General features: G+C 37.8%; 7 protein-coding genes and 2 pseudogenes. 8 read left to right on the top strand and 1 reads right to left on the bottom strand.

Translation table 11 applies throughout. The features are described from left to right. A pseudogene (locus tag L1070_RS20035) lies at nt 1-201 on the top strand (2OG-Fe(II) oxygenase); the annotation flags it as partial. A gap of 132 nt (nt 202-333) precedes the next feature. Continuing rightward, entirely contained in the window at nt 334-1,446 is a 1,113-nt protein-coding gene (locus tag L1070_RS20030; RefSeq protein ID WP_237126897.1) for a dienelactone hydrolase family protein, read from the top strand. A gap of 191 nt (nt 1,447-1,637) precedes the next feature. Here the strand turns inward: L1070_RS20030 and L1070_RS20025 are convergent. Then, nucleotides 1,638-1,811, bottom strand: a pseudogene (locus tag L1070_RS20025) (IS110 family transposase); the annotation flags it as partial. Between the two features lie 166 nt (nt 1,812-1,977). Between L1070_RS20025 and L1070_RS20020 the strand changes: the two are divergent. From L1070_RS20020 to L1070_RS19995, 6 genes are all read left to right on the top strand, one after another. After that, a complete protein-coding gene (locus L1070_RS20020) occupies nt 1,978-2,772 on the top strand; it encodes a trypsin-like serine protease (protein WP_237126896.1) in 795 nt (264 codons plus the stop codon). Nucleotides 2,773-2,923: 151 nt separating this feature from the next. Further along, nucleotides 2,924-3,850 carry a hypothetical protein gene (locus L1070_RS20015; protein ID WP_237126895.1) on the top strand — a complete coding sequence of 309 codons (927 nt, stop codon included), beginning with the start codon at nt 2,924-2,926 and terminating at the stop codon, nt 3,848-3,850. An 85-nt stretch (nt 3,851-3,935) separates the two neighbouring features. Next, nucleotides 3,936-4,319 carry a hypothetical protein gene (locus L1070_RS20010; RefSeq protein ID WP_237126894.1) on the top strand — a complete coding sequence of 128 codons (384 nt, stop codon included), beginning with the start codon at nt 3,936-3,938 and terminating at the stop codon, nt 4,317-4,319. Nucleotides 4,320-4,457: 138 nt separating this feature from the next. After that, the gene (locus L1070_RS20005; protein WP_237126893.1) at nt 4,458-4,643 is read left to right on the top strand and encodes a hypothetical protein; all 186 of its coding nucleotides are present in this window, start codon (nt 4,458-4,460) and stop codon (nt 4,641-4,643) included. A 229-nt stretch (nt 4,644-4,872) separates the two neighbouring features. Then, entirely contained in the window at nt 4,873-5,202 is a 330-nt protein-coding gene (locus tag L1070_RS20000; RefSeq protein WP_237126892.1) for a helix-turn-helix transcriptional regulator, read from the top strand. 109 nt (nt 5,203-5,311) lie between these two features. Then, nucleotides 5,312-5,704: a hypothetical protein gene (locus L1070_RS19995; RefSeq protein ID WP_237126891.1), complete on the top strand. Its 393-nt coding sequence runs from the start codon at nt 5,312-5,314 to the stop codon at nt 5,702-5,704. The last annotated feature ends 5 nt before the right edge of the window (nt 5,705-5,709 follow it).

The following is a 5,709-nucleotide window of genomic DNA, read 5'->3' as shown; positions in this document are numbered from 1 at the left end:
CCACCACATAAAGATAGAGTTGAATCAGGTAAACATTATCAATTGAATATTATTCTAAAAAATGCAAAGGTCGGCGGTGAATTTATTTGTTCTAACCCAATCTTTGAAACTAAGCGTATAAAGCTTTTTCGCTCGGATGTTTGTGAACATCAAGTTTCTAAATTAGTTAAAGGTAATCGCTATTTACTTAGTGTTGGTTGAGTTAAAAACACCTAACAAGGCGCTCAAAAATGGCCGGACGCGTAACACTTGGCTCGCGCTCGTTCCTCGCAGATTATAGCCAAGTGTTACTTGCTGCTTAGCGCGGCGTTATATGTAAAAAGGAGTTCGCAATTGAAAATTAGAAAATTCGTAGTTTTTATTACATTACTTATGACACATGCAGTTGTTCAAGCAACGAGTGATTTTAATGTTGGTATCACATCAGTTGAATTTAGAGATGAACAAAGGGCCGCATGGGATGGAAAAAGTAAACGACCTATATTAACGCATATCTTTTACCCCACTACTGATACCAACGTGAAGCCAATACTATTAGGTGAACCAAACAACGAATTATTTAATGCGGGTAACGCTGTATGGAATGCTAACGTAACGAGTAAGAATAAACTTCCATTAATTGTTATGTCTCATGGTACTGGAGGCTCAGCGTTACAAATGTTGTGGATTGCTGAAACACTAGTTAAAAATGGTTATTTAGTTGTAGGTGTAAATCATCATGGAAACACAGCAGTAGAAGAAAAAAAATATGCTGAAGGCTATAAACTGTGGTGGGAGCGCTCACAAGATGTTTCTGTAGTATTAGATAAATTGTCTTCGCATAACAATTGGTCATCCATTGTTGACCAAAATAAAATTGGTATTATAGGTTTTTCATTAGGAGGATACACTGCACTTTCATCTATAGGTGGAATTACAGATAAAGCACTTTTTACAGTATTTTGTCAGAGCCCTGATAAGGACTTTACTTGTAATGCTCAGGTAGAGTTTTCAGATATTGATAAAGAGTTTAATAAAGTTAAAAACTCCGAGAGAGTGCAAGAGTCTTTATTAAGGGAGCATGACTCGTTTAAAATTGATGCCATAAAAGCAGCTTTTGTTTTAGCTCCTGCAGTAGTTCAAGCAATAAACAAAGAAAGTCTTAAAAATATAGTCATACCTATCTCAGTTGTTGTTGGTAGCATTGATAAAGTTGTACCAGCTAAAACTAATGGGAAAATAGTTTCGAAGCTAATGAAAAACTCCCAATATAGTGAATTAGAAAAAGTTGGACATTATACTTTTTTATCTAATTGCACAGATTTAGGTTTTAAGTATTTAAAAGAGTTATGCGGCGATCACTCAGATATTGTACGTAAAAAAATTCATAGTGATGTTAGTCAAAAGGCCGTAGAATTTTTTGATAGTGTGTTTGCATATAACAAGCTGTTCAAGCGGGACAAATAACAGTTGGCTGATTCCGCTGCGCTCCACATTTTAGCCAACTACAATTTTCCCCTTAACAGGGCGTTGGTATGACTCTCACTGTCAAGTTAAGCACACTGATCCTTGCTTATCTTTTTAAGCCATTATTCCTTTACCCGAATTAGAGCGAGTTAATGCATGGATGAAGCAAGTAATTTCGTCGGTTATCATGCAGCATCGGGGTATTTAGATTCAAAGTGACGAAGCAATTTAGTAATCGAAACTTTGGCTGAAGAAATTCGTCCAAAATGAACAGGTTGCGCACCTCGTTGTTCTTCACAATAAGCGACTTCAACGAACTCTTTATGAGTATCTAAGCCAATGAAAAGTATGCTATGTTTATTCATGCTAGCCTCTGCTGTTTAGTTATTTGACAAACTAATTATGGCTCTGACTTTTAAGCTAACCCACGAAGATGCGGAGGTTAGCACCGTGTGGGAGTCATTATGTCTATATACCTCGAAGAGTAAACTTTCTTCGCAAACCTAATAAAAACATAAATAGGGAAATTAAATGAAAATCATTCAATATATATACTTAGCCTGCATACTAATATTTTCCTTTGATAGCTTGGCGATAGTCGTTCGCCATGATGTTCAAGCCAGCAACTATGAATTAGAAAAAACACCATCGTTTTTCGTCGATATGCCAGATGGCGGGCATGGTGCTTTGATAGCTCCTAATTGGGTCGTGACGGTAGCTCACCTTTTACCACCAAATATTATTGATAAAACACTACAAATTGGCGAATACGAAGTTGAAGTTGAAAAGGTAATCATCCATCCCGGTATAACGGATATTCCTGAGAGCATGCTGAGCGGGGACGCTACTGATTTAATGTCCTTTATGATGACTGCCCACGACATTGCTTTAGTAAAGTTAAGCTCTGACTTACCAGATAGCACTCCCATTGAAATATATTCTGAAAACAAAGAGCTCAACCAAGTAATAACAGGGTATGGTAGAGGGACAACGGGCAATGGTATAACCGGTTCTATTCAAGGAACTCAGGGAAAATTCAGACTTCTGCAAAATAGAATTGAAGAAACCCACACTAATTGGCTATCAATCACTTTTGACTCCGGTGAAAAAGCCCTTGAGCTTGAAGGGATTGACGGCTCAGGTGATAGTGGCGGCCCTTTGATTATGACTTCTAAAGGCAAAAGCTATTTGGTGGGCTTGTTTAGCTGGGACTATATTGAAGGCAATTTAGAAGAGTTTGTTGCAGGTCATTATGGAAAAAAATCATATCAGGTCAGAATTTCTACTTATAGTGATTGGATCAGAAAAACCATGTCCGAGAACTAAATAACGGTATATAACAAGTTACTCAAAAGGACGCAAACCGCTTGGCTTGCGCTCCTTCGTCGCTAAGTTTAGCCAAGCATTTGTGCGCCCTTTAGTAAGGCGTTATGTGTCAGAGTAAGCTGGGAGGTATAAGTTGAGTAAAGGTATTAAAATGGAATTTTCTAAAAAGAATGATTCCGGAGGCACTATTTACCACATCTCAAAATTAAAGAAATCTGACAACGGAAACCTCAACTGCAGATACTGTGGGACTGACATTCAATATGTATCTGCTTACACGAGAGGGGCTTCGAACACACCTGTTGCGGCATATTTAAAACTATGGCAAGACGCAGAACATAGTGATGAATGTGGTTACTCTGTAAAAGGAGCTGTCGATCTTTTAGTTGCAGAGTCAAACTCAGTAGAAGATACCAACCCGATATTTGAGCTGCAGGATGATGGTAGCTATCTATTTAGGATGAACATTTTGGTGGATGCCCAGAAGGTGGCGCAGGAGCTTTCGAAATCTGGCAAGGAGTTCGAAGAAAGTGATCATTTATCATCGCGCAGAAATTATATTCGTTCTGAAAAGCAATTAGCTTCATATTTTCGCTCTGCAGCTGGCATCGCTAAGCTAAGAGCACTCATCCAAGAATCCTCTGATGTTGAAGCCTTAAAAAATGCTATAAAAATACAATACAAAGATAGCTTCGTTTCTTGGAATGATTTTTATTATGATGAAACGAGATACAAAATACTATTCAACCGCCTTCTTAAGGGGCGAGTATCACACCCAGTCGCAGTAAACATCACTCTAAAGGGTGAAGCAAGCCTCTACAAAGAAGCAAAGTATTTCCCTTGGAGCTTCCAAAGCTATAGCCAAACTGTAACCACTGATGGTGAAAAGCTTGTTTATATACCTAAGTTGCAACTTGCAAAGGAAAGCTTTACAAAAAGCATATCGGCTGGCGATACATTATTAGTAATTGGTGATACTTGGGCGAATAAGATAAAAGATGAATCCTCAATATTTAGAGGTTTTAATATTTCAGTTTTTAATAGATCACAGTTTAAGAAAGAAATTGAATCAGAGTAGAACACATAACAAGTCAATCAGCTACGCTCCTTTCAGTCGCCGGACGCAGCAAAGCTGCGCCGGTTATTGAGGAGTTAGCTGTTTTATGAATAAAGCAATATATTTAGGCCTCGTGTACTTATTGCCAACAATCCTTTATCCGCTGAAAGTAGATCATTTTCATGATATTTGGATTTGGTATTATTTACCCTTTGCAGCGTTTTATGCGATATACGTTTGGTATAAACCAACCGAGAACATTACAAAATATATTATTTTTACGCCCGTAGCATTCTCAATGTTTTTCGTGGTTGCATTCAGTACTCACATAGCTCTCGCTAAAGGAGTAGCGACTGCATTTGAATTTTTACCTGTAATGTTAATGTTTGCTTTACCCTTTGGCTTTATTGTAGGTGCTGTTTATGTTTTACTGGCGCTGTTGCTCTTACAAGGCCTAGTTAAACTAGGGTACGAGTTTAAAAACAGCTAACAAGGCAATTATGCGTGGGACGTCTTACGCTTGGCTGACGCTCATTCTTCGCTATTATAGCCAAGCTTAATACGCCCCATATGGCGGCGTTATACGGTTTTAGGTATTTGAGTAATATTAACTTAAGGTTGCAATAATATGAGCGAAAATAAAATTAACAATAATATGGGATTGGCTATAGCAATGGGAGCCGGGATTGGTCTTGTTTTTGGACAGTTTATTTTTGATGACGTTGGCATAGGCCTATCCGTAGGAGCTGGACTTGGTGTTGTCTACGGCTCTATAAATAAGTTTAAAAAAAATAAGAGTGACGATAACCAATAATTCATCTTTTTAAACCGTATAACAAGGCAATCAGTCGGGATTCAAAATAGTTGGCTTGCGCCCCTTCGTCGCTAATTTTAGCCAACTATTTATGCGCCCCATATTGCGGCGTTATACGCACTGGCACACTGGTGACGCTAAAATATCAATCAATGTCATATGAATGACGTATCAATATAGGAGCTTTCTTACGATAATTATTTAAGATTTTATCTTTAAGGAAGTCATTATGGAAATGCAATTAGACGTTCAAAAATTAAAACAATTAAGAGAATCTAAGGCGTGGAGTCAATCACAACTCTCGGATGTTGCAGGAATAAGTTTAAGAACTGTTCAGCGCATCGAAAAATCAGGAACTGCGTCACCTGAATCGGTCATGTCAATTTGCTCTGCTTACGATATTCAAACAAATGACCTTATTAAGAAAGAAGAGCCTTCAGTTGATATGCCGCCAACTTTCTTAAATGTAGTTAGATATAAAATTGAGCATATGAATATAAAAGAAACATTAGTCTCATTTTCAGTGGTATTTATAATAGTTTTTATTTTAACTGTATAGTGCGTATAACAAACGCTTCACAAAGGACGTAAAATGCTTGGCTTGCGCTTCTTCGTCACTAATTTTAGTCAAGCATTTTGTGCCCAATAATAAGGCGTTAGGGGATATAGTGAAATTTAAAGTTGCAAGTTCTATTTTAGCATTGTATACACTGATTGGTCTGGGAGTAACGATATACTCTGACTTTGAAAGCGATTTAAGTGCGCTTGTTAGTATTTTACTTTATGTGCTGATACCCGCATATGGAACATACGGCACTTGGACTAAAAGTCGGATTGCAATGCTAATCACTCTAGTGTTTTTCATCTCGCAAAGTGTTCGAAGCGTTGGTACTGATGGTTTGATTCCGCATATTGCACCCATAACAATTTCTTTTCCTGTTGGTGACTTCTCAAATGGGCAAGGTTACCTGATTGATCTTTTTGCTATTTCTATGGCAGTATTTCTAGCTTGGCTACTTAAGCTGGTGATTACCCCTAACAAGCACATTAAAAGGACGTAAAGTTG

This window comes from Pseudoalteromonas sp. MMG022 (assembly GCF_021654245.1).
Taxonomy (GTDB): Bacteria; Pseudomonadota; Gammaproteobacteria; order Enterobacterales; family Alteromonadaceae; genus Pseudoalteromonas; species Pseudoalteromonas amylolytica.
The sequence above is the reverse complement of the archived record's forward strand: the minus strand, read 5'-3'. Positions and strand labels throughout refer to the sequence as shown.

What these genes read in the sequence shown, in the direction of transcription:
- L1070_RS20010 (WP_237126894.1), top strand. Translation starts at nt 3,936, where the DNA reads ATGAATAAAGCAATATATTTAGGCCTCGTGTACTTATTGCCAACAATC.
- L1070_RS20015 (WP_237126895.1), top strand. Translation starts at nt 2,924, where the DNA reads ATGGAATTTTCTAAAAAGAATGATTCCGGAGGCACTATTTACCACATC.
- L1070_RS20000 (WP_237126892.1), top strand. Translation starts at nt 4,873, where the DNA reads ATGGAAATGCAATTAGACGTTCAAAAATTAAAACAATTAAGAGAATCT.
- L1070_RS20005 (WP_237126893.1), top strand. Translation starts at nt 4,458, where the DNA reads ATGAGCGAAAATAAAATTAACAATAATATGGGATTGGCTATAGCAATG.
- L1070_RS20020 (WP_237126896.1), top strand. Translation starts at nt 1,978, where the DNA reads ATGAAAATCATTCAATATATATACTTAGCCTGCATACTAATATTTTCC.